At 70.8% G+C, this 20,305-nt stretch carries 18 protein-coding genes and 2 tRNA genes; 15 read left to right on the top strand and 5 right to left on the bottom strand.

All coding sequences use genetic code 11. The features are described from left to right. Window positions 1-45 precede the first annotated feature (45 nt). Both AB0C21_RS38855 and AB0C21_RS38860 read left to right on the top strand, forming a co-directional pair. Window positions 46-1,068 (top strand): hypothetical protein, encoded by a 1,023-nt coding sequence (locus AB0C21_RS38855; RefSeq protein ID WP_500211117.1) that lies wholly within the window; start codon window positions 46-48, stop codon window positions 1,066-1,068. Between the two features lie 547 nt (window positions 1,069-1,615). Then, window positions 1,616-2,035: a hypothetical protein gene (locus tag AB0C21_RS38860; RefSeq protein WP_500211119.1), complete on the top strand. Its 420-nt coding sequence runs from the start codon at window positions 1,616-1,618 to the stop codon at window positions 2,033-2,035. 176 nt (window positions 2,036-2,211) lie between these two features. Here the strand turns inward: AB0C21_RS38860 and AB0C21_RS38865 are convergent, their stop codons facing one another. Next, window positions 2,212-3,024 (bottom strand): TrmH family RNA methyltransferase, encoded by an 813-nt coding sequence (locus tag AB0C21_RS38865; protein ID WP_500211120.1) that lies wholly within the window; start codon window positions 3,022-3,024, stop codon window positions 2,212-2,214. Window positions 3,025-3,388: 364 nt separating this feature from the next. Between AB0C21_RS38865 and AB0C21_RS38870 the strand changes: the two genes are divergently transcribed. From AB0C21_RS38870 to AB0C21_RS38880, 3 genes are all read left to right on the top strand, one after another. Next, window positions 3,389-5,674, top strand: coding sequence for a substrate-binding domain-containing protein (locus AB0C21_RS38870; RefSeq protein WP_500211121.1), 2,286 nt, complete (start codon window positions 3,389-3,391; stop codon window positions 5,672-5,674). A gap of 292 nt (window positions 5,675-5,966) precedes the next feature. Further along, the gene (locus tag AB0C21_RS38875) at window positions 5,967-7,481 is read left to right on the top strand and encodes an RNA polymerase sigma factor (RefSeq protein ID WP_500211123.1); all 1,515 of its coding nucleotides are present in this window, start codon (window positions 5,967-5,969) and stop codon (window positions 7,479-7,481) included. Between the two features lie 212 nt (window positions 7,482-7,693). Continuing rightward, on the top strand, window positions 7,694-9,181 hold the full coding sequence (locus AB0C21_RS38880; RefSeq protein WP_500211124.1) for an RNA polymerase sigma factor: 1,488 nt from the start codon (window positions 7,694-7,696) through the stop codon (window positions 9,179-9,181). A 9-nt stretch (window positions 9,182-9,190) separates the two neighbouring features. Here AB0C21_RS38880 and AB0C21_RS38885 read toward each other — a convergent pair whose 3' ends face one another. Further along, window positions 9,191-10,276, bottom strand: a complete 1,086-nt coding sequence (locus AB0C21_RS38885) for a phosphotransferase family protein (protein WP_500211126.1) — start codon at window positions 10,274-10,276, stop codon at window positions 9,191-9,193. A 438-nt stretch (window positions 10,277-10,714) separates the two neighbouring features. Between AB0C21_RS38885 and AB0C21_RS38890 the strand changes: the two genes are divergently transcribed. Next, complete coding sequence (locus tag AB0C21_RS38890; protein ID WP_500211127.1) at window positions 10,715-11,428, top strand: hypothetical protein; 714 nt, start codon at window positions 10,715-10,717, stop codon at window positions 11,426-11,428. Window positions 11,429-11,433: 5 nt separating this feature from the next. Here AB0C21_RS38890 and pdxR read toward each other — a convergent pair whose 3' ends face one another. Beyond that, window positions 11,434-12,753, bottom strand: a complete 1,320-nt coding sequence (gene pdxR, locus AB0C21_RS38895) for a MocR-like pyridoxine biosynthesis transcription factor PdxR (RefSeq protein WP_500211150.1) — start codon at window positions 12,751-12,753, stop codon at window positions 11,434-11,436. A gap of 117 nt (window positions 12,754-12,870) precedes the next feature. Here pdxR and AB0C21_RS38900 point away from each other — a divergent pair, with 117 nt between their 5' ends. The 9 genes from AB0C21_RS38900 to AB0C21_RS38940 all read left to right on the top strand — a co-directional run bounded on the left by AB0C21_RS38900 (window position 12,871) and on the right by AB0C21_RS38940 (window position 17,859). After that, window positions 12,871-13,521 (top strand): pyridoxamine 5'-phosphate oxidase family protein, encoded by a 651-nt coding sequence (locus tag AB0C21_RS38900; protein WP_500211129.1) that lies wholly within the window; start codon window positions 12,871-12,873, stop codon window positions 13,519-13,521. A 52-nt stretch (window positions 13,522-13,573) separates the two neighbouring features. After that, a complete protein-coding gene (gene orn / locus AB0C21_RS38905; RefSeq protein WP_353818233.1) occupies window positions 13,574-14,170 on the top strand; it encodes an oligoribonuclease in 597 nt (198 codons plus the stop codon). 54 nt (window positions 14,171-14,224) lie between these two features. Next, window positions 14,225-14,300, top strand: a tRNA-His gene (locus AB0C21_RS38910). Window positions 14,301-14,689: 389 nt separating this feature from the next. Further along, window positions 14,690-15,367, top strand: a complete 678-nt coding sequence (locus tag AB0C21_RS38915; protein WP_500211131.1) for a Crp/Fnr family transcriptional regulator — start codon at window positions 14,690-14,692, stop codon at window positions 15,365-15,367. 16 nt (window positions 15,368-15,383) lie between these two features. Next, window positions 15,384-15,866 carry a hypothetical protein gene (locus tag AB0C21_RS38920; RefSeq protein ID WP_500211132.1) on the top strand — a complete coding sequence of 161 codons (483 nt, stop codon included), beginning with the start codon at window positions 15,384-15,386 and terminating at the stop codon, window positions 15,864-15,866. A 35-nt stretch (window positions 15,867-15,901) separates the two neighbouring features. Further along, complete coding sequence (locus tag AB0C21_RS38925; protein ID WP_500211133.1) at window positions 15,902-16,336, top strand: Crp/Fnr family transcriptional regulator; 435 nt, start codon at window positions 15,902-15,904, stop codon at window positions 16,334-16,336. 169 nt (window positions 16,337-16,505) lie between these two features. Continuing rightward, a complete protein-coding gene (locus tag AB0C21_RS38930; RefSeq protein WP_500211135.1) occupies window positions 16,506-16,760 on the top strand; it encodes a hypothetical protein in 255 nt (84 codons plus the stop codon). A 372-nt stretch (window positions 16,761-17,132) separates the two neighbouring features. Then, window positions 17,133-17,702: a response regulator transcription factor gene (locus AB0C21_RS38935; RefSeq protein ID WP_500211136.1), complete on the top strand. Its 570-nt coding sequence runs from the start codon at window positions 17,133-17,135 to the stop codon at window positions 17,700-17,702. 84 nt (window positions 17,703-17,786) lie between these two features. Continuing rightward, window positions 17,787-17,859: transfer RNA gene (locus tag AB0C21_RS38940), tRNA-Lys, on the top strand. Window positions 17,860-18,010: 151 nt separating this feature from the next. Here the strand turns inward: AB0C21_RS38940 and AB0C21_RS38945 are convergent. After that, complete coding sequence (locus AB0C21_RS38945) at window positions 18,011-18,667, bottom strand: hypothetical protein (protein WP_500211137.1); 657 nt, start codon at window positions 18,665-18,667, stop codon at window positions 18,011-18,013. A gap of 93 nt (window positions 18,668-18,760) precedes the next feature. Then, complete coding sequence (locus tag AB0C21_RS38950) at window positions 18,761-20,302, bottom strand: substrate-binding and vWA domain-containing protein (protein ID WP_500211139.1); 1,542 nt, start codon at window positions 20,300-20,302, stop codon at window positions 18,761-18,763. Between the last annotated feature and the right edge of the window lie 3 nt (window positions 20,303-20,305).

The following is a 20,305-nucleotide window of genomic DNA, read 5'->3' on the forward strand; positions in this document are numbered from 1 at the left end:
CGGAACGGAAGCGTTCAACGGCGACGCGACGGAGGTGCGGCGGCAGTGATCTGCCGATCGGCGGTCAAACCGATCTTTGTTGGGCTCGGCACGGCGGCCATCCTCGCCGCCGGAGGGGCATCGGCCGTAGCCGAGGTCACGCCCTCCCCCTCAGAATCGGATCCCGCGTCCCCCGCCCCGGGCAAGCTCCTGGTGGACGTCGCCTCGTCGGCGGCCAAGCTCGACCCGGGTGACTCCCTCGACATCACGACCACGGTCAAGGCCGACGGCGGCGACGTCGCGAACATCAAGGTCACGAACGTCGCGGTGACCCTCAAGGGCGCGACGGTGACCGGCGACTGCGGCGCGCCGTTCGAGTCGGCGGCGTGCGCCGTCGGCGACCTCGCCGACGGGAAGACCGGTGGCCCCGTCAAGTCGCACGTGACGGTGCCCGAGGAGGGCCCGAAGGCCACGACGACGTACACGATCACCGTGACCGTCGACGCGACCGACCTCTCTCCCGTCTTCGGGACCACGACCTTCAAGTACGTCGTCCCGTCCAAGCCGCCCACGAAGACGCCCACGCCGACCCCCACGCCCTCGAAGACGCCCACGAAGTCACCGTCGCGCAAGCCGACGAAGCCGTCGACCACGCCCTCGCACTCCTCGTCGTCGGGGACGTCGCACGGCGGATCCGGCGGAAGCGGGTCGTCCGGCTCCGGGAACGGCACCGGGGGCGTCAACACGAGCGGGTCCGTGCAGACGTCGCCCAACTCGTCGTTCGACGCGCGGAACCCGCAGGTGGCGCTGCCGTCCATCCAGGCGCCGAACCCGTCCGTCGCGCCGAGCCCGAGCGCCGGGGCGGCGACGCCGCAGAGCCGGCTCCAGGGGAACAAGACGCCCGTCGCGCAGGACCTGACGTTCGAGCGGATGGCCAGCACCCAGATCGCGTGGCTGGCGGCGCTGCTGGTGGCGTTCTCGCTCCTGCTGACCCAGCTGCGCCTGGGCCGCCGCCGGGTCCCGGCCGGGGCGCCGAGGCGGCCGAGGGGAACGCACCGGCGGCCGCGGGGCGGCATGTTCGGCCGCTGAGCCGGGCACGTCTCAGTCCTTCATCCGGCTGATCGCCGCGGGCCATGCGCCGGTCACGCGCGCGACGGGTGGCCCGCGTTCCTTGGAGGTATGCCTGTCGCGGTCGCCCCCCAGCTCGGCGCGGCGCCGGGTATGTCCCCGGAAACGGCGGAGCCCGGGAAGAGAATCTCACAAGAGGCCGCAGAACCGGTCCGGAAATATTTGGACCCTCCGGCGGCGTTCCACCAATGTGGCTCTCTTCGCCCGCCCCAATCCGCTGATGGAGGACGCCGTTCCTCCTGCCCGCCGCCGAACGGCGCGGGATCGGCGGGCCCGTTCCAAGGCGAGCGAAAACCCGGGGCCGCACGGAGCGTCTTGACGATTATCGGCGGGCGTCCGGAAGGCCCGGCGAAACGGCGGGTACGTGGCGCGCGTACCCGCGGATTCCGCCGCCCGTCCCGGCCGACTCGCCGAGAGGAAGCGGTTTGAGGCTCTCAGAGATGGTTATTTTCCCGAAGCGGCTGTTCCTTGCCAGCGCCCTTACTGCCCCCGGAAGAGGTGACCGGTAATGGAAATTCGGACAGACGGCGGCGTGCCGGAGTCGGACGAGATCGCGAACCTGCGCGCCCAGGCCGAGACCGGAGACCGCGACGCGGCCGGACGACTGGGCGAACTCCTCGCGAAGCACGGCGACCTCGAAAACGCGCTGCGGGTGTGGGCCCGCGCCTATGGCGACGCCTCCCCGACGACCAGGCGACTGGCCGAACTGCTGGCCGACCGCGGCGACCTGAGAGCGGCCGTCGAAGTGTGGCAGTTCTCGGACCCGGTCCGGCAGAACCCGGCCGGCCTCCACGAGGACTTCCTCGCCGCGCTGGACACCGATGAGCTCATCGACTGGGAGGACGACCCGGACGACTGGGCGTTCATGGAGCGCGAGCAACTGACAACCCTCCTGACCGAGCGCGGCGACGAGACCGCGCTCGCGTAGCCGCGGCCCTGGCGAACGGGCGGCGCATAAAGGCTTCGGAGGTCTCGGCGGCGGCTTCTCGGTCTCGTCCGGCCGGCCATTCCCTTTCCCCGACCCGCGGCATGCGGAATCGAAGACGCGAGTCACTTGATCCTGAAGACGAGGTGCCGAAACGGATTGGCCCCCCGCCGGGGCCGTCAACGCATGAGGGTGTGGCAGGCGATGGCGGCGGCCGCAGTGACGTTGAGGGAGTCGACTCCGGCGGACATCGCGTCCGGGCTCATGGGGATGCAGACCGGTTCGTCGGCCTCGTCCAGCCAATGGGACGAGAGGCCGTCGCCTTCCGAGCCGAGCATCAGGGCGACGCGATCGCCCAGGGCGGCCTTGTCCAGTGGCGTGGCCGACTGGGCGGGGGTCAGGGCCAGAAGAGTGAATCCGGCGGCGCGCAGTTTGCCCAGGTCGTCGTGCCAGTTGGCCATGCGGGCGTAGGGGATCGCGAAGACGGCGCCCATGGAGACCTTGACCGCGCGGCGGTACAGGGGGTCGGCGCACCTCGGCGACAGGATGACCGCGTCGATGCCCAGCGCCGCGGCACACCTGTATATGGAGCCCACGTTCGCGTGATCGACCAGGTCTTCGAGGACGAGGATGCGGCGCGCTCCCGTGAGGACGGTCTCGATGGACGGCAAAGGTAGGCGTTCCATGGACGCCAGGGCGCCGCGGTGCACCTGGAAGCCGGTGATGGCCTCCATGGTGGCGTCGTCGACCAGGTAGGCGGGGGCGTCGAGGCCGTCCAGGAGATCGGCCAGCGGCTCGGTCCAGCGGCGGGCCATCAGCAGGGAGCGGACGGGGTGGCCGGCGGCGACCGCGCGGCGGATCACCTTCTCCCCTTCGGCGACGAACAGGCCGTGCTCGGCCTCCAGGCTCTTGCGGAGGTTGACGTCGCGGAGCCGGACGTAGTCCGCGAGGCGCGGGTCGGCGGGATCGGAGACGGGGATGAGGCTGGCCATCCCCTAAGTCTGCCGCCGGGCGCGGAGTGCCGGGGCGTACCGGGAGGGGGGCCCGGGAGGGGGCCGGGAGGGGGCCGGGAGGGGGCCGGGTTGCATAACGGCCCGGCCGTGTCGCGGAGTGGCCCGGTCGCGTCGCGGCCGGATCCGGCCGTCGGCGGGTCCATATGTCCCACTCTGCGGGATAATCCACCTCCCCTTGTACCGCCTCGATCGCTGGGCGTGACGGTCGCGTACACTGCCAGGCTCGTCAGGCCATACGCTCATGACCTGCGTCATTATCAGTTTTGAGTCCTTTGTAACCTCTGGGGCGTACTACTACAGTGCCGGGGAACATCGGCGGGTTTCAGGTGAATCGAGGGCAGCCGTGAGCGGACGTCATCGCAATGACTTCCCGGAGGGGCCGGGTGAGGGCGGGTACGACCCGTCCAGGCCCGTTTTCGGCCCGGCCAACGACGGGTCGTCCGACTGGTTCGGCGCACGGGACAGCCAGGGCCAGCCGCTCGCCCAGCCCCAGGCCGGCCCGCAGGGCGCGCCGCCCGGCATGGCGCCGGGCGCGTCCGGCGAGACGCCCGAGTGGTTCACGCCCCGGCAGTCGTCCGAGCAGCCCGTCTACGGCTCCGGTCCCTACGGCGCCGCGTCCGGGTCGGGCGCCTACGGGGGCGGCCGGTACGGCGAGGAGCCGAGGACCGGGTCCCCGCAGGGTCCGCCCGCCGCGTCGCCGCTGGCCGGGACGGGCTACAGCGAGTACGACGCCATCAGCAGGTCGGACGGCGGCGAGTCCGGATACTTCGGCGGGTCCGGCGGTTCCGGGGGCTCCGGGGGCTCCGGCGGGTACGGCGGCGGTTCCGGTGGCTCCGGTGGTTCCGGCGGCTATGGCGGCGGGTCCGGGGGCTACGAGTCCGGCGGCTACGAGTACGGGCGCCGCAAGCGCAAGCGCAGCAAGACCGCGCTGATCGGCCCGATGGCCGGCGCCGTGGGCCTGGCGCTGCTGCTCGGCGTGGGCGTCTACGCGTTCGCCGAGAGCGGCGGCGGCTGCTCCGGCGACGGCGCGCTGAACCTGTCCGTGGCGGCCGCGCCCGACATCGCGCCGGTCGTGGAGAAGGCCGCCGGACGGTTCAACGACGGCAAGCACAAGGTCGACGGCAAGTGCGTCAAGGCCACCGTGAAGCGGACCGAGCCGTCGTCGGTGACGACGCTGCTGTCCGGGCAGGCCGTGGCGGACGACCGGCCGGACGTGTGGATCCCCGACTCCTCCCTGTGGATCTCGCTGGCGCAGACCAGCGGCGAGAACGGCGACAAGAGCGGCGTCGTGTCCACCAAGACCTCGCTGGCGTCGAGCCCGATCGTGGTGGGGCTGCCGCAGACGCTCGCGGCGCAGCTGAAGAAGCAGGGCATCACCGCCAGCCCGTCGTGGGACAACCTGCTGAAGGCCGCCGGCGGCGTCGCGGGCGGCGCGGTGACCAAGAACCAGATGATCCCGGCCGGAACGGTGCGGCTCGTCGTGCCCGACCCGATGCGGAACGCCGCGGGCATGGGCTCGCTGATGGTCACCAGCACGCTGCTGGCCAACGACCCGAACCGGGACTCGATCTTCACCGGCATCGTCCGGACCGTCCGCGAGAGCACCGTCACCGACACGAAGGCGGAGTTCGAGCACTTCCGCAAGGACCGCACCGGCAAGCAGCCGATCTCGCTGTCGTCGGAGCAGGCCCTCTACGCCTACAACCGGACCAAGCCGGCCGAGCCCGCGGTGGCGCTGTACCCGATCGAGGGCACGCTCTCGATGGACTACCCGTTCGCCGTCACCACCAAGGACGACGCGCGCGGCAAGGGCGCCCGCCTGCTCGAGCAGGCGATGCGGACCGAGGCGACCCGCAAGGACGTCCTCGACGCCGGGTTCCGGACGGCCGACGGCAAGGCGCCGTCCGGGTTCGGGCAGGCGGCCGGCGTCAGCCCGGCCCGGCCGCGGCAGCTGCCCTCGCCGAAGAGCGAGGACGTCGCGAAGGTCATGCAGGCGTGGGCGAAGCTGTCGCTCGGCCTGCGCCTCCTGACGCTGATCGACGTGTCCGGGTCGATGGCCGAGAAGGTCGGGCCGAACGTCAACCGGCTCCAGGCCATCGCGCAGGTCTCGCAGGGCGGGCTCAGCATGATGTCCAACGACACCGAACTCGGCCAGTGGCTGTTCTCGACGAACATGAACGGCAAGACGCCGTACAAGGAGACGGTGCCGATCGGCGCGCTCGGCGACCGGATCGGGTCCACCACGCGGCGCGGCCTCGTCCTGTCGACGCTCAACCAGATGAGGCCCAAACCGGACGGGGACACCGGCCTGTACCGGACCATGCTGGCCGCGTACAAGATGATGAACGACTCCTACAAGCCCGAGTTCGGCAACTCGATCCTGCTGCTCACCGACGGGAAGAACGACGACCCGGACGGCCCGTCGCTGCAGGACACGCTGAAGCAGCTGAAGGGCATGCAGGACCCGAACAAGCCGATCCAGGTGAACATGATCGGGTTCGGCAAGGGCGTGGACAAGAACGAGCTGGAGCAGATCGCCGCGGCGACGAACGGCAACGTGCAGGTCGCCATGACGCCCAGCGAGATCTCCCGGATCTTCCTGAAGATGCTCTCCCGCCGGATCCAGTGATCACCGTTCGGTGATCTTCCGGATGCGCCAGGTAGTTCTGGATATTTCCCTGCTTTCGGTGTCAACCGGGCGCGGGGGTCGATCGTCAATCTATGTGGAGGCCCGACGGGGAGCGGGGCCGTCGGGCCTCCGACCTTCTTCCCTCCCTGGCCCGTGACGGGGAGGCGGCCGCCGGTCGAACAGACCGACCGGGGCCGGGAGAGCGAACCGCTCCCTCTGAGATCTTCCAGCCCGTCCCCGGCGTCCCGGACGCCCGGACGAGGATTCCGAGCACAGCCCGCGGGAGGACTTCGTGTCCGGTTGGCCCAGTCTCGACCGCGCCGACGACGAGCGTCTGGCACGGACGCTCGCGGCGGGCGACCCGAGCGCCCTCATCCAGGTCATGGACCGCTACGCGGCCCGCCTGTACGACTACTGCCACGCGCTGCTGCGCGACCAGGAACAGGCGGCCGGCGCGCTCCACGACGCGCTCGTCGCCGCCTACGCGCACGTGTCCGGCCTGCGCGAGCCCGACCGCTTCCGCGGCTGGCTGTACGCGCTCGTCCGCAACGAGTGCATGCGGCGGCTGCGCGACCCGAACCGTCCCGCGCAGCGGCACGAGGCGCCCGAGGTCGAGGACGGCTTCCTCGACGACGCGGAGCACGCCCGGCGGCAGGAGGCCCGGCGGCTCGTCCACGGCGCGCTGTCCGGCCTGCGCGGACGCGAACGCGAGTCGCTCGACCTGATGCTGCGGCACGGCCTGGACCCCGGCGAGATCGGCGGCGTCCTCGGCATGGACGCGGCGCAGGCCGCGGAGCTGACCGCCGAGGCGCGCGCCCGCCTGGACGACGCGCTCGCCGCCGCCTACATCGCCCGCGCGGGACGCGACGCCTGCCCCGAGGTCGCCGCGATCGCCGACGACGCCGGATGGCCGCTGCCGCCGCCGGTCGTCCGCAGGCTCGTCCACCACATCGAGGGCTGCGGGATCTGCGGCCCCCTGCGCGACCGCACCGTCTCCGCGGCGCGGCTCCTGCAGGTGCTGCCGGTCGCGATGATGCCGACCGACCTGCGCGGGCACGTGATGGCGACCGCCACCGACCCGTCGCTGGCATCCGACTTCGACGCCATCGCGCACGCGGCCGAGCCGTTCGACGCCTGGGGCTGGCCCGGCATGGTCGAGCAGGAACCCGTGCGCGTGGCGCCCCGAGACGGCTCCGGCTCGCGCGGGGTGTGGGCCGGGCTGGCCGCTGCCGCCGCCGTCATCGCGGTCGTCGCCGCGGCGTACTACCTGATGTCCGGCTCGTCCGGCGGGCGGACGGCGGCGGAGGGGCCCTCGGGCGGGGCGTCGGCGTCCGTCGTCGAGCCGTCCTCGCCGACCGAGTCCGAGGAGCCGTCCGACACGCCCACGCCCACGCGGACCGCGACCCCGACGCCGACGACCACCTCGCCGACGCCGACCCCGACGAAGACGCGCGAGCCGTCGCGCTCGGCCCGTCCGACCGCGACCCGCACCCAGCCGAAGGCCGGACGGCTCTCGATCGGCTCCTGCACGATCCAGGGCGCGGGTCCGGGCAGCTGCAACATCCCCGTGCGGGCCGTCGGCGGAACGGCCACCTGGTCGGTCACGGGCGCGTCCGGCGGTCTCAGCGCCAGTGGCGGCGGCACGCTGCGCAACGGGCAGGTCGGCTACGCGCGCGTCAGCGGGGTCTGCGACCCGCCCGGCGGTTCCGGAACGGTCAGCTTCTCCAACGGCGACGCGCGCACCGTCACCCTGTCGTGCCCGCCGGACGGCGGAAACGGGGGCGGAGGCGGCCAGGGCGGCCGCTGATCGGAAAAGTGACCTAGATCACGTTTTCCTTCGCAGGGGCCGTCTCACAAGGCGATACGGATACGGCGCGTACCGGATCCGTCACTAAAATCCACTCATAAGGGAGAAATTCCAGCAACTTGGTGGCAAGATCAGGCAACCGAGTCGGCCGACCAGGGGGTCGGGGCTCGTCGGGGCAGATCAGTACACCGAATTCGACTGGGAGGGTTCCCGTGGCCGGTGAGCCAGGGGCCGCGCAGAATGACGACCTCAGGCTGGCGGACTCGCTGCGAGCCGGGGACGTCATCGCGCTGACCGAGGTCTACGACACCTACGCGCCGTTCCTCTTCGACTACTGCCACGGCCTGCTGCGCGACCGCACCGAGGCGGCCGGGGCCCTGCGCAACACCGTCATCTCCGCGCGCGAGCACGTGGACCGGCTCACCGAGCCGGACCGGCTGCGCGGCTGGCTCTACGCGATCGCCCGCAAGGAGTGCATGCGGCGCCGCGACAGCCCGAACCGGCAGACCGGGCAGGAGGCGCCGGAGGCCGAGGACGAGCTGACCCCCGAGCAGCTCGCCCGCCGCGAGGAGCGCCGCCTGCTCGCGCACAGCGCCCTCGCCGCGCTGAACGGGCGCCAGCGCGAGGCGATCGACCTCTCGGTCCGCCACGAGCTGGACGAGGTGGACCTGGCCGGCATCTTCGGCATGCCGCTGGAGGAGACGCTCGCGCTGGCGGAGAAGGCCCGCGAGGACCTCGCCGCCGCGCTGCACGCGTCCCTCATCGCGCAGAACCACTGGAAGGACTGCCCGAGCGTCGCGGCGCTGACCGAGTCGTGGCCGCTGTCCCCGCAGACGTCCACGGCGCTCGTCCGGCACGTGGAGAACTGCCCGGTATGCGGGGCGCGGGAGACGCCGCCCCTGCCGCCGGACCGGCTGCTGTCGGTGCTGCCGATCGCGGCCATCCCCGCCGACCTGCGGCTCGACGTGCTGACCGCCGCGACCGCCGAGGACCGGGCCGGGAACCGCCGCGCCATCGCCGCCTGGACCGAGCCGTTCGACGAGTACGGCTGGCCGCTCCCCTACCAGCCGACCGCGCCGCGCGCCCGGGACCGCGCGCCCGCGCGGCGGCGCGCGCCGCTGCTCGCCGCCGCCGCGGTGGGCGTCGGCGTCCTGGTGCTGTTCGGCGGCGCGATGGCGTGGCTCGGCGGCGGGGACGACGGGACGAACGCGGCCGCGACCGGTCCCGTCTCGCCCGGCGGCAGTACCCCGCCCGGCGGTTCGACCGCGCCGGAGCCGATTCCGACCGACCCGACGTCCCCCACGTCGCCGACCGCCTCCCCGACCGAGTCGAAGTCGCCGTCGAAGTCGCCGTCGCCTTCGGCGTCCAAGACCGCGACGGAGGCGCCGACGAGCAAGCCGCCGGCGCCGCCCACGTCCAGCGCGCCGAAGCCGCCGAAGCCGGGCACGCTGTCGGTGAGCGGGTGCGACATGGGCCGGGGCAGCTCCTGCACCGTCACGGTCAGGGCGGTGGGAGGCCCGGTGAGCTGGCAGGTGAGCGGCACGGCCGGGCCCGTCAGGGCGGGCGGCTCCGGGCATCTCGACGCGGGCCAGAGCGGCGGTGTGCGGGTGTCGCGCTCGTCCGGCTTCTGCTTGGGCCAGCAGACCGGCACCGTGTACTTCTCGTCCGGCGCCTCGGCGACCGTCACCTACCGCTGCTGAGCGGGGGACTTACCAGACCGAGCCGGCGTCGAGCGTGCGGTGGGCCCGATCCAGCAGGACGGGCACGCCGCCGCCGATCTGGTCGAAGCCCTCGCCGACCGTCGCCTTCTGCAGATAGCGGGCGTGGATGCCCTCCAGGATCACCGCCAGCTTGAAGCACGCGAACGCGACGTAGAAGTCGAGGTCGGCGAGGTCGAACCCGGTCAGCTCGGCGTACCGTCCGGCGAACTCGCGGCGGGTGAGGAAGCCGGGGGCGGACGTGATCGTCGCGCCGACCGGGAGCTGCTCGGCGTCGGCGGCCTCCGCCCAGTAGACGAGCGTCAGCCCGAGGTCGGACAGCGGGTCGCCGAGCGTCGACATCTCCCAGTCGACGACGGCGGCGATCTCCGGGCGCGGCTCCAGCCGGGCGAGCGCGTTGTCGAGCCGGAAGTCGCCGTGGACGAGACGCGCCGGGGCGTCCGCCGGAAGCCGCTCGGCCAGCCGCGCGACCAGCCGGTCGTACTCGGGCAGCTCGCGGGTGGCGCCCGTGGCGCGGACGGCCTCCTGCGAGCTGTCCCACTGCTTGCCCCAGCGCTTGAGCTGACGCTCCATGTAGCCGGTCGGACGTCCGAAGTCGCCCAGCCCGACCTTCTCCACGTCGACCGTGTGGATCGCGGCGAGCGCCTCGGCCAGCGCGTCGCTGAGGCCGCGCGCCTGCTCGGGCGTGATGTCGGCGGCGTCCTCCCGCGTGCGCAGGACCCGGCCCTCGACGAAGTCCATGAGGTAGAAGCGGGCGCCGATGACCTCCTCGTCGTCGCAGAACGCCAGCGTCGTCGGCACCGGCACCGCGGTCCCCTGGCCGAGGGCCGACAGGACGCGGTACTCGCGTCCCATGTCGTGCGCCGTCGGCAGCACGTGGCCGAGCGGCGGCCTGCGCAGCACGATGCGGCGGCCCCCGTCCAGGGTGATGCCGTACGTGAGGTTCGACCGCCCGCCCGCGATCAGGTCGATCGCGGTGATCCGTCCCGATCCGGGCAGCTCGCGGGCCAGCCAGGCCGCCAGCCGGGGGACGTCGATACCGGGCACTCCGGCGGGCAGTTCTGCGTCAACGGTCATGACCCATTATTAGAACGCGGCTCGGTCAGGGGTGTGAACCCCACCCGGGTACCGCCGTGCGGTCCGTGACGCCCCGGCCACTTCCGGCCGACTTCCAGCCGCTTGTCATCCGATCTCCAGGGACGGCGATGACCTGCGCGGACGCGGGCATCTTCCGCCCGCCTTCCCGCAGGGTGAGTGATTCGACCGAACACCCGGGAGGAAAAAGGTGACACAAGGTGCAATGCTCGGACACGCGGGGTGCCCGTCTGCACTACCCGATCGAACCGGTTCAAACCCGGTGAGAGAGGTCGGCAGCCGTCATCCCACCCACTGAGGCGGCGGGCTGGACGGACGAGTCCTCGCTGGACCAAGAGAAGTAACTGACCACTCGGGGGTCTGACCGCCCGATTGGGGGGACGCACCGTGGCAGACGCATGGCTGCCGGGAGCCGGCCGCATGCCGGCGCGAAACGACGGCGGAGCGTTGCGAGGAGGTGCTCCACGCGCCGTCTGGTGCGCCGAGGAGCACGACCCGCACACCGTCTCCGCGCGCTCGGTGGCCGCCGACCTGCTGAAGGAGGACCGACCCGCCCACCTGGTGTGGCACCCCGGCACCGGCGAGATCGTCCAACTCCTGCCCATCACCCGCGCCGCCCGGCTGCTCGGCGGCGCGCTCGGTCGGGAGGGCCGCGTCTGCGCGCAGATCATGGTGGTGGCCCAGTCGCGGTCGCCGTTCACCGGGTCGCCGCTGGCCGGCATCGACGCCATCGTCCAGTGGCTGGAGGCGTGGGGGGTGGCCCGGCGCTGGCCCGCCGGCCCTCCGCTGCCGTCGCCGCAGTCGTACCACGCGCAGCGCAACCGCAAGGAATGGGCGCGCGGCGGGCACTACGGCGCCTCCCAGGTGCCGCTCCTGGACCGTCCCGACCCCGGCGGGATCGACGTCCGGCGCATCACCGGACCCGACACCCCGGTCGCCCCCATCCCGAAGCCCCGCCTCCCCAGCACCCCCACCGGCCCCCGGCTGGTGGCGCCGCGCCCCCGCACGCCTGACCCCGTCCGGTCGTCCGATCCCGTCCGCACTCCCCAGAACGACGCGCCGGCCTCGCGTCCCGGGCCGCTGCACCCCGCGTCGGAGCCCGTGCCCGTCGGACCGAGCGCCCTGTCGAACTGACGCCGCTACCCGACCAGCGTCCGGACGATCTCGCAGCCCTTGCGCAGCTCGGCGAGGGTCGCGGCGGAGCCGTAGCCGATCACCAGACCGGACGCGCGCACCGGGCCCGCGTGGTGGCGGGTCAGCGTCTCCACCAGGACGCCGCGCCGGGCCGCCTCGTCCGCGGCGTGCGAGGCCGCCGGCTCCGGGACGTCCACCACCAGGTGCAGGCCTGCCGTGTCGCCGCGCAGGGGCAGGCCGTCCAGCGCCTGCACGACCACGTCACGGCGCCGGGCGTACTCCGCGCGCATGCGGCGGACGTACCGATCCAGGTCACCCCGTTCCAGGAGAAGTCTCAGCGCGTCCTGCGGGACCACGGCGGTGCGGTCGTTCAGCTCCTCCCTCCGGAGCGCCACCTCCGCCACCAGGTCGGGACGCCCCACCAGCCAGCCGACGCCCATGTCCGCGGTGAGGATCTTGGCGGTCGTGCCCAGGTAGACGACGACCTCCGGATCCAGGCCGTAGAGGGCGGGCAGGGGCGCGACGTCGTAGCGGAACTCCCCGTCGTAGTCGTCCTCTGCTATGAGCGCCCCGTTGCGCCGCGCCCATGCCAGCAGAGCCTGCCTGCGAGGGACGGGCAGCACGCCGCCCATGGGGAATTGGTGCGAAGGCGTCGTATAGACGATGCGCAGGTCATCGGGCAGACCGTCAACTACTAGACCATGCTCGTCCACAGGGCAGGGGACGAGTTCGGCACCACGTCCACTGAGGACCGCGCGTGCCCTGCCATAGCCGGGCTCCTCCACACCGACCCGGTCCCCAGGGCGGAGGACGGTCGCGGCAAGCAGATCGAGCCCGTTCGTCGCTCCCCGCGTGACCAGAAGCCCGTCCACAGGACACGCCACCCCGCGGCTACGCCTGATGTAGTCGGCGAGCGCCTCCCTTAGGCCAGGCAACCCATGCGGATCCTGGCGCTGCTGAGGCGGCATCCCGGCAGCGAGACGCCATGCCCTGCGCCATGCGGGTGTATCCAGGGCCCCGATCCAGGCGAGACCGGGCCGCAGGTCGATCTCGTGTGGGCCCGCAGCCCTCCGCACTGGCTCCTTCTCCACCACCTGGGGCTTCGGCATAGGCGCGGCGGCGACGCCCTCAGTCACATACGTGCCGGACCCATGCCGCCCTTCCAGCCAGCCCTCCGCGTAGAGCTGCTCATAGGCCTCGGTCACCACCGTCCGGCTGACCCCCAGCAGACCCGCCAGAGCCCTACTGGACGGAAGCCGCTCGCCCGCGGCAAGGCGTCCCTCCCCCATGGCGGCGCGCAACTGCCCGACGAGCTGCGCGCTCATCGGCTCCGGTACGTCCCGCTCCACGGCCAGGGGCAGATCGATCGACAAAGTGGTCACCCGCTATCCGCGCCAAGTGGCCATACCTGCCAGGCCACTCGCCTCCTAGCGTAAACGGACATGAACCCGCTCGCCGCGACCGCCCGCACCCGCCCAGGCCGCCTGGGGGAACGTTCCAGCACCGACCGCTCCGTCCTGTACGAGATCCTCGACGACGGCATGATCTGCCACCTCGGCCTCATCGTGGACGGCTCGCCCCGCGTCATCCCCACCGGCTACGGCCGCCTGGACGACACCCTCTACGTCCACGGCTCCACCGGAGCGAGCAGCCTCAGGGCCGGGCCGTCCCAGGACATCTGCGTGACGGTCACCCACGTGGACGGGCTGGTCCTCGCCCGCTCCCTGTTCAACCACTCGATCAACTACCGCAGCGCCGTCGTCTACGGGACGCCCCGCCTCGTCGACGCCCCGGAGGAGAAGCTGACCGGCCTCCGGGTCATCACCGAGCAACTGACCCCAGGCCAGTGGGACGCGGCCCGCCAGCCCAACCGCAAGGAGCTGGCCGCCACCTCCGTCCTGGCCCTCTCCCTGGACGAGGCCTCTGTGAAGGTGCGGCAGGGCCCGCCTGAGGACGAAGAGGAGGACTACGCCCTCGACGTCTGGGCCGGCGTGGTGCCCGTCCGCCAGACGTTCGGCCCGCCGGCCCCCGATCCCCTACTCCGTCCCGGCATCCCCATCCCCGGACATATCGCCCGGCGCGTGACCTCCTAAATCGATCGCCCGCGATGCCCCGCGCAGTCGTTCATGGCCGTAGGGTAAGTGCATGAACGAGCGGCTGGTCTGGATCGACTGCGAGATGACGGGACTCGACCTGCGCAACGACGCGCTCATCGAGATAGCCGCACTGGTCACCGACAGCGAGCTCAACATCCTGGACGAGGGCGTCGACGTGGTGATCAAACCGCCGCCCGAGTCGGTCACCCAGATGACCAAGGTCGTCCGCGACATGCACACCACGTCCGGCCTGCTGAAAGCGCTCCCCAGCGGCGTCACCCTCGCCGAGGCCGAGGACGTCGTCCTCAAGTACATCAAGACCCACGTCAAGGACGCCAAGAAGGCCCCCCTCTGCGGCAACTCCATCGCGACCGACCGCTCGTTCCTGGCCCGCGACATGCCGTCCCTGGACGCCCACCTGCACTACCGCATGGTCGACGTCTCCTCGATCAAGGAGCTGGCCCGGCGCTGGTACCCCCGCGTCTACTTCGCCAGCCCCGAGAAGAAGGGCGGCCACCGCGCCCTGGCGGACATCACCGAGAGCATCCAGGAACTCCGCTACTACCGCGCCGCCGTCTTCGTCCAGCAGCCCGGCCCCGACTCCGACACGGCCCGCTCCATAGCCGCCCAGGTCGCCTCCGGCTGACCCACCCCGAAGAAGCCGCTACACTACTGGAAGCCGGGAGCGATCCCGGCCACGGTGGGTGTAGCTCAGCTGGCAGAGCACTTGGTTGTGGTCCAAGATGTCGGGGGTTCAAGTCCCCTCACTCACCCCAACGGGAAGCCCTGGTCCCCGCAAGGACGACCAGGGCTTTTCTGTGCGGCGCGTCACGCTCGCCCGGCACTCATACCGGATCTCGGAGCACTCCGGCTAGGACGCTCCCCTTCACCGAAGCCGCTCCGGGGCGGCAGCGCCCTGCCTGTCGCCCGGCAGATACTGCGCATCGCGCCTCCGCCGCCACCGCTTGGTGCCGCCACGATGCCCGCTCCGTTTCCGGTATGACTCTGCACACCGCCTCCCGGCCGGACCATCCATGCCGCCGGCACTTACAGCGGCCCGGGCCGCGACATCGGCCGCACCGCGCCGACCTCGCGTAAGAGGCTCACCACACCCGCATACGGGCATGCATTGCATAGATGAAGGTGCAGTAATACACTCAGACACATGCAGCTCACTCCGTTCGAAGAAGGGGATACTCTCCTCACTGAAGAGGAACTCCTCTGGTTGGATGCCAGGGGCCAGACACTGCACCGCTCGGCGGGACAGGTCTTCTTCGAGGAGGGTGAGGAAACCGACTTCGTCCTGCTGATCCGCAAGGGACACGTCATGGTCTCGGCAGGCCGACCGAAGCGCATCATCGCTGTGCGAGGCGCGAACGAAGTCGTGGGCGAGATGTCACCGCTGCGCCGCAAGCCCCGCGTCGCCTCCGTCGCAGCGATCGACGAGGTCGAGGTGCTGCTCATCTCCGCCGCGCGATGGATCGAGTTCCTGCAGACCCATCCCAGGGCGGCGCTGGCCCAGCTCGTGGCCAAGGACGAACGGCTCGAACAGGCCACCCGCAAGATCGCGGAGTCGGAACTGGCCGTGGAGCGGCGACTGGCCTTGGCCTTCATCGAACTGCTGGAGAGCGGCCTCGGCAAGCACGGCGATGAGGGGATCGTGCTGCGGATCAGCCAGCAGGACCTGGCCGACTATGCCGGCGCCTCGCTCGACTCCGTGAAGAAGATCATCCGAACGTTCAAGAGCGCCGCGATCATCGATGCGGCTCGACAGAAGACGGTCATTCTCAACCTGCCCGCCCTCCGCGAGATCGCTGCCGGCGAGCGAACGGCTTCGGCCTGATGAAAGCGAGGGCTACATGAAGGACACCGACACCACACCGGACATCCTGGAGAACGAGCTGATCCGCTGGCTCGCCGACCGCCCCTTCAACCGTGACGAGTTCGTGATCGTCGGAAGCGCGCCACTACTGGCGCACGGCATCGGAGACGGTGTCCTCCGTGATCTGGACGTGGTGGCGTGCGGCTCCACCTGGCGCCGGGTCTACGCGACCGGTGTCCGCGGGATGACCGGAACGATCACCGGCGCCCCCGTGGTGTCGTTCTACGGCGGGCGCGTCCACTTCTCCGAAGAATGGTTCGGTCCCCGAAACACCCGAGAGCTGATCGACCGAGCCGAGATCATCGGCGGCCTCCGCTTCGCCTCCCTGCCGGATGTCCTGGACTACAAGCGGGTCGCGGGAAGGGACAAGGACCTGCGGCACATTCGCGCTGTTGAGAGGTTCCTGAAAAGCGTCGAGACCATCCGGCACGGCGTCGGCGTCCCCGCCCCCGCGGCATGAAGCGCCCGGCCGGCAGCAGGAGGTGAACAGCAGCGATGTCGTCCACGACGATGGGGCAGACGACGTCCGTCCCTGAACCCGGCTCGTTCCTGGCCATGCTCACCACTGACGAACGAAACGACCTGATGGCCGGAGGATCGGTGCGGGCCTGGGCCGCCGGGGAGACCATCTTCCAGGAGGAAGATCACGGCACGTCGGTGCTGATCCTCTTGTCCGGGCAGGTACAGGCAAGCTCCATGGACGACGGCAGCGTCCCAGTCGTCCTCGGCCCTGGTTCGCTGCTCGGAGAGATATCCGCGATCAACGGGCAACCGCGGTCCGCAACGGTCCGGACGCTGGAGCCCACGCGCGCACTGGTACTGCCGATCGAGGAGTACTTGGCGTTCCTCCAGGAGCGCTCTCAGATCCCGATCGCTCTCATGAGGAGGTATCTCGAACGCTCAATCAGCATCGACTGCACGCGCATCTGACCGGCCTCGCCGGATCACCGCCCGCACACGCGACGGCGGCCTCCTGGGATCAGCAGGGGGCCGCCGGTTCGATCAGCCCCATCACCCGTCTTAGCCAAGAGAGCAGGAGCCACTAGTGAGAGTACAACGAACCGGGGACGAAAGGCACCGGCCAGCGGGCGGCGAATCCGTGAGCCGCGCCACGAACGAGCAGGTCAACCCAACTGCCGGGACGCACACGGAGGCAGGGCGCCTGCCCCAGCGCCGGGAACCGGGCGTGTTCATCCCTCGGCACGTACTGCTGGGGACCGCTATCGCGGTGATCGCCGTGTCGGCCGCGACCCTGGCCGCGACTGCCCCGGTCATCGGCATGCCCGTCGGGGTAGGGGTGGCCGTCGCCGGACTGCTGAACAGCGTGTTCGGCTCTCGCAGGAGGGACGGCTAGGCCCGCTGCGTTCTCCCCCGGCACGCATCTGAGGGAGCCGCAGGCCACCCGCGGCTCCCTCCCACCGCATCGCTTGAGACCACTGCTTCATCGGAGTTCTCCGCCTGAGAACAGAGCCACGCGAGGCGATCAGGGTGATACGCCACGGTACCTGCGCACCGTCCAGGTAACAGTTGCCATGCCTATCGGGATCCAAGATGTCATGGGTACAAGCCCCTCATTCGTCCCGGCCCTCACGCCGTCCGTCGCGATCAGGCCCTGACCTCGTTCCGGTCTCGATACGGGCACTGTGCGTGCGGGTTCATCGACCTTCGTAGATCATCCGGTTATGCTCCGACTCTAGAATTGTCAACCACACGCCAAGGGCGACGGATGAGTGTGGACGAGACGGCCCCGCTGCGCGTACTCGTGGTGGACGGCGATGCCCGGGGCAGAGCTGATGTGATCTCCGTACTGGACGCCAGCGACGAGTTCCAGGTCGTCGCCGACACCCCCGACCCGGCCGCGGCGGTCCCCCTGGCCGAACGCCTGCGTCCCGACGTCATCCTGCTCGACGCGGCCGCTGTTGCTCACACGACGCCCCTCAGCACCTCGTCCCGCGTCTTCGTGCTGGCATCGGACGATCAACCCGCCGTCGAGGCCGCCCTCCGCGCCGGCGCCAGTGGGCACCTCGTCCCCGGCTCCTTCACGGCGCACGACCTCGTCCGCGGCGTCCGCCACGCGTCCCGCGCCACCCTCGGCCTGTCCGCCCGCGAGGCCGAGGTCATGGACCTGATCGCCACCGGCCGCTCCAACGGCGAGATCGCCCGCCAACTCTTCCTCAGCGAGAAGACGGTCAAGAACCACGTCAACCGCATCTACGCCAAGCTCGGCGTCAGCTCCCGGGCCACCGCGATCGCCCTGTGGCGCGGCATGATGAGCGTCCTCCCGGGGCGGGAGTAAACCGATTCGCACTGGTCCGCAGGGCCTGATACTGTTCTTCCTGTCGCGAGGGACCCCGGCCCACCGCCGAGGCCCGTACGACAGGCGCCGTTAGCTCAATTGGCAGAGCAGCGGACTCTTAATCCGCGGGTTCGGGGTTCAAGTCCCTGACGGCGCACCCTGCATACCTGGGCATTCGTGATCTTCGCGAATGCCCATTGGTGTTCATGGGCCGTTTTGCTTGCCCGTGCCGCTCCCGCTTCACCCCTCGGTCAGGCGCCGCGCCCTGGATCGTCGTCGGGGCCCCTCTCCATGGGTGAGGTTGCCGGCTACTGGAAGATGGCCAGCACGGGGGAGATCTTCACGTCGCCGGTTCTGGGGTCCCAGCTGATCTTGCCGAGGCAGCGTGCCCGGAAGGCGCCGTCCGGGACCTTGCCGTCTCGCAGCTGGTCGGTGACGCAGGTCACGCTGACCACCCGGTCGCCGGAGGGCCCGTACGGGGCTGAGAACGTGGTCATTTCTCCGGACACGTCCCTGACCGTGAACCGTCCCTCGACCGAGACGAAGGCGGCAGGTTCCAGGTCACGGAGCCGGGCCGCGTCCACCCGCTTCGATCGCCCCCTGGACAGCGGCTTCAGCGCTCGGTCGAGGCCGGCGTTCGGCGCGATCGTCCGGGTGAGGAGGTTGACGTACACGATGTCGTTCTCCTTATCGAGCGCACGGACGATGCGCCCGATGACCGTGATCGACCTCGTCTCCTCGAAGTACTTGGTGACCTGCTCTTCTCCGGCCACACGCCGTACGCCCCCGCGTAGGGGCCGGAACAGCAGTTCCAACACGATGTTGCGGCGGGTCGTCTTCTCCACCGAGCGCTGCAGGTAGGGGTAGTCGCCCTGGAGGTAGAGGTCCATGGCGTTTCGCTCGTCGAGATAGAAGCAGAACCCCGGCTTCTGTGGCGTCACCCAGGCCGACAGGTGGCGGCTCACTCTGACCCTGTGCGCGCAGTAGAGCGCTACTGCGGAGCATGCGGCGATGGCTGAGATCGCTGTCAGCAACGGCATCATCGGTGCCTTCCGGTGTCAGAAGCAGCCGCGGGTCTGCTTGAAGGCCAGGTTCAGGGAGGACGCGTTGGCGTCCACCATGTGTCCGCCGGTCGCCTTGGCCGCGCGGTCCAGTTCGGCTGAGTCGGCCTCGCCGAACCGAACGGTGTACGTGTGCACGGCCTTGGCCTGCGGTGGCATGGCCTGGTATCGGCTGAGGAATTCGTTCAGTCCGATGCCGGCGTTGTTCAGACCATCGGTCATCAGCACAATGGTCACCGGCCGCTCCGGAGCGGCGCGCTTCAGCTCGCCTGCGCGCCGGTAAGCGTGGTCGAGCGCCGACCAAACGGCGGTGTTCTGCTCGAACTTCTCGGTGCCGAGGAAGTCGCGGATGGCGCCGGCGGCATGCGGGTCGGCGACCGTGACGTCGCGCTCCGCCCGGACCTTCTCCCCGAAGCGCATCAGGATGAAGTTCTCGCCCCGGTAGAACCGGACGAACTTGCCGACGGACGAGCCGTCGCCGCCGATGAGGCCCTCGAACGTGGATCGCAACGCCTTGATCCGCGGGCCCCTCATGGAGCCGGAGTAGTCGAGCACGAAGATCACCTGGCCGGGCGTCCGGGCCCTCGGGTCGTAGTTGGACAGCAGCCGGTCGATGACCTCGGGCCGGTCCGGAAAGTACAGCGCGTTGCCGATCTCGGTGCGCAGCCGCGGATCCCGTCGCACGCTGAGATCGAGTGGGCGGCGCAAAGTGCGCTGCATGATCTTCCGCTGCGTGTCCGCGCGGGTCAGCCACGCCACGACCTTGTCGTAGGCGGCGCGGCGGGATGGATCGAGCAGCAGCAGCGGGTACTTGGACAGCACGATGCCGTCCTCGGGATAGATGATCTCCAGCGGCTCGCGCAGCCTCCCGCTCGCGTTCAGGGACAGCAGCGTCGACTCGTACCCGATCAGCGCGTCGGCCTTGCCCTGGTCCGCGACGAACGCATCGATGAGCTCGTCCGAGGACGTCGCGGTGATCGTCTGGCCGGAGAACAGCCCGCGCAACCGGTCGCACGTGACATCCTCCGGACGCAACGCGCTGCCGGTACCGGCGGCCGCGGTGGCCACCCCGACCAGGGCGACCAGCCCGCTGTTGGCCTGCCGGGGGTCGGCCATGCCGAAGCGCACCAGCCCTTCGGCGGCGCCGTCGGCGATGTCCGCCCAGGACAGGTTCGGGTCGGGGGCGTTGCGGCGGAGCCGCTCGGCCGTCCGCGGCCGCACGCCCAGGACCACCGGGGACGTCATGATCGCAGCCGACAGCGGCCGCAGCCGCGTCCCGCCGGCCGCCCGCAACTTGAGCTGCAGATAGCGGTCGTCGGACAGCCAGGCCAGGTCGTGGTCGTCGTCCCCCCGGGAGAGTGAGTTCGAGACCTCCACGGTGCCCCGATAGTCGAGCTCGATCGCGATGCCGGTGTCCCGCCGGAGCTCGTCGAGCAGCGGGCGCATGTCGGCGAGTTCGGAGCTCGCCAGCACCCGCAGCGTCGTGTCCGGCTCGTCCGAGGTGCAGCCGGTGCCCGCGAGCAGCATCGCAGAGGCCATCAG

Origin of the sequence: Spirillospora sp. NPDC049024, assembly GCF_040649235.1 — a bacterium.
Classification (GTDB): domain Bacteria; phylum Actinomycetota; class Actinomycetes; order Streptosporangiales; family Streptosporangiaceae; genus Spirillospora.

What these genes read in the sequence shown, in the direction of transcription:
- AB0C21_RS38860 (WP_500211119.1), top strand. Translation starts at nt 1,616, where the DNA reads ATGGAAATTCGGACAGACGGCGGCGTGCCGGAGTCGGACGAGATCGCG.
- AB0C21_RS38865 (WP_500211120.1), bottom strand. Translation starts at nt 3,024, where the DNA reads ATGGCCAGCCTCATCCCCGTCTCCGATCCCGCCGACCCGCGCCTCGCG.
- AB0C21_RS38885 (WP_500211126.1), bottom strand. Translation starts at nt 10,276, where the DNA reads ATGACCGTTGACGCAGAACTGCCCGCCGGAGTGCCCGGTATCGACGTC.
- AB0C21_RS38890 (WP_500211127.1), top strand. Translation starts at nt 10,715, where the DNA reads ATGCCGGCGCGAAACGACGGCGGAGCGTTGCGAGGAGGTGCTCCACGC.
- pdxR (WP_500211150.1), bottom strand. Translation starts at nt 12,753, where the DNA reads ATGAGCGCGCAGCTCGTCGGGCAGTTGCGCGCCGCCATGGGGGAGGGA.
- AB0C21_RS38900 (WP_500211129.1), top strand. Translation starts at nt 12,871, where the DNA reads ATGAACCCGCTCGCCGCGACCGCCCGCACCCGCCCAGGCCGCCTGGGG.
- orn (WP_353818233.1), top strand. Translation starts at nt 13,574, where the DNA reads ATGAACGAGCGGCTGGTCTGGATCGACTGCGAGATGACGGGACTCGAC.
- AB0C21_RS38915 (WP_500211131.1), top strand. Translation starts at nt 14,690, where the DNA reads ATGCAGCTCACTCCGTTCGAAGAAGGGGATACTCTCCTCACTGAAGAG.
- AB0C21_RS38920 (WP_500211132.1), top strand. Translation starts at nt 15,384, where the DNA reads ATGAAGGACACCGACACCACACCGGACATCCTGGAGAACGAGCTGATC.
- AB0C21_RS38925 (WP_500211133.1), top strand. Translation starts at nt 15,902, where the DNA reads ATGTCGTCCACGACGATGGGGCAGACGACGTCCGTCCCTGAACCCGGC.
- AB0C21_RS38935 (WP_500211136.1), top strand. Translation starts at nt 17,133, where the DNA reads ATGAGTGTGGACGAGACGGCCCCGCTGCGCGTACTCGTGGTGGACGGC.
- AB0C21_RS38950 (WP_500211139.1), bottom strand. Translation starts at nt 20,302, where the DNA reads ATGGCCTCTGCGATGCTGCTCGCGGGCACCGGCTGCACCTCGGACGAG.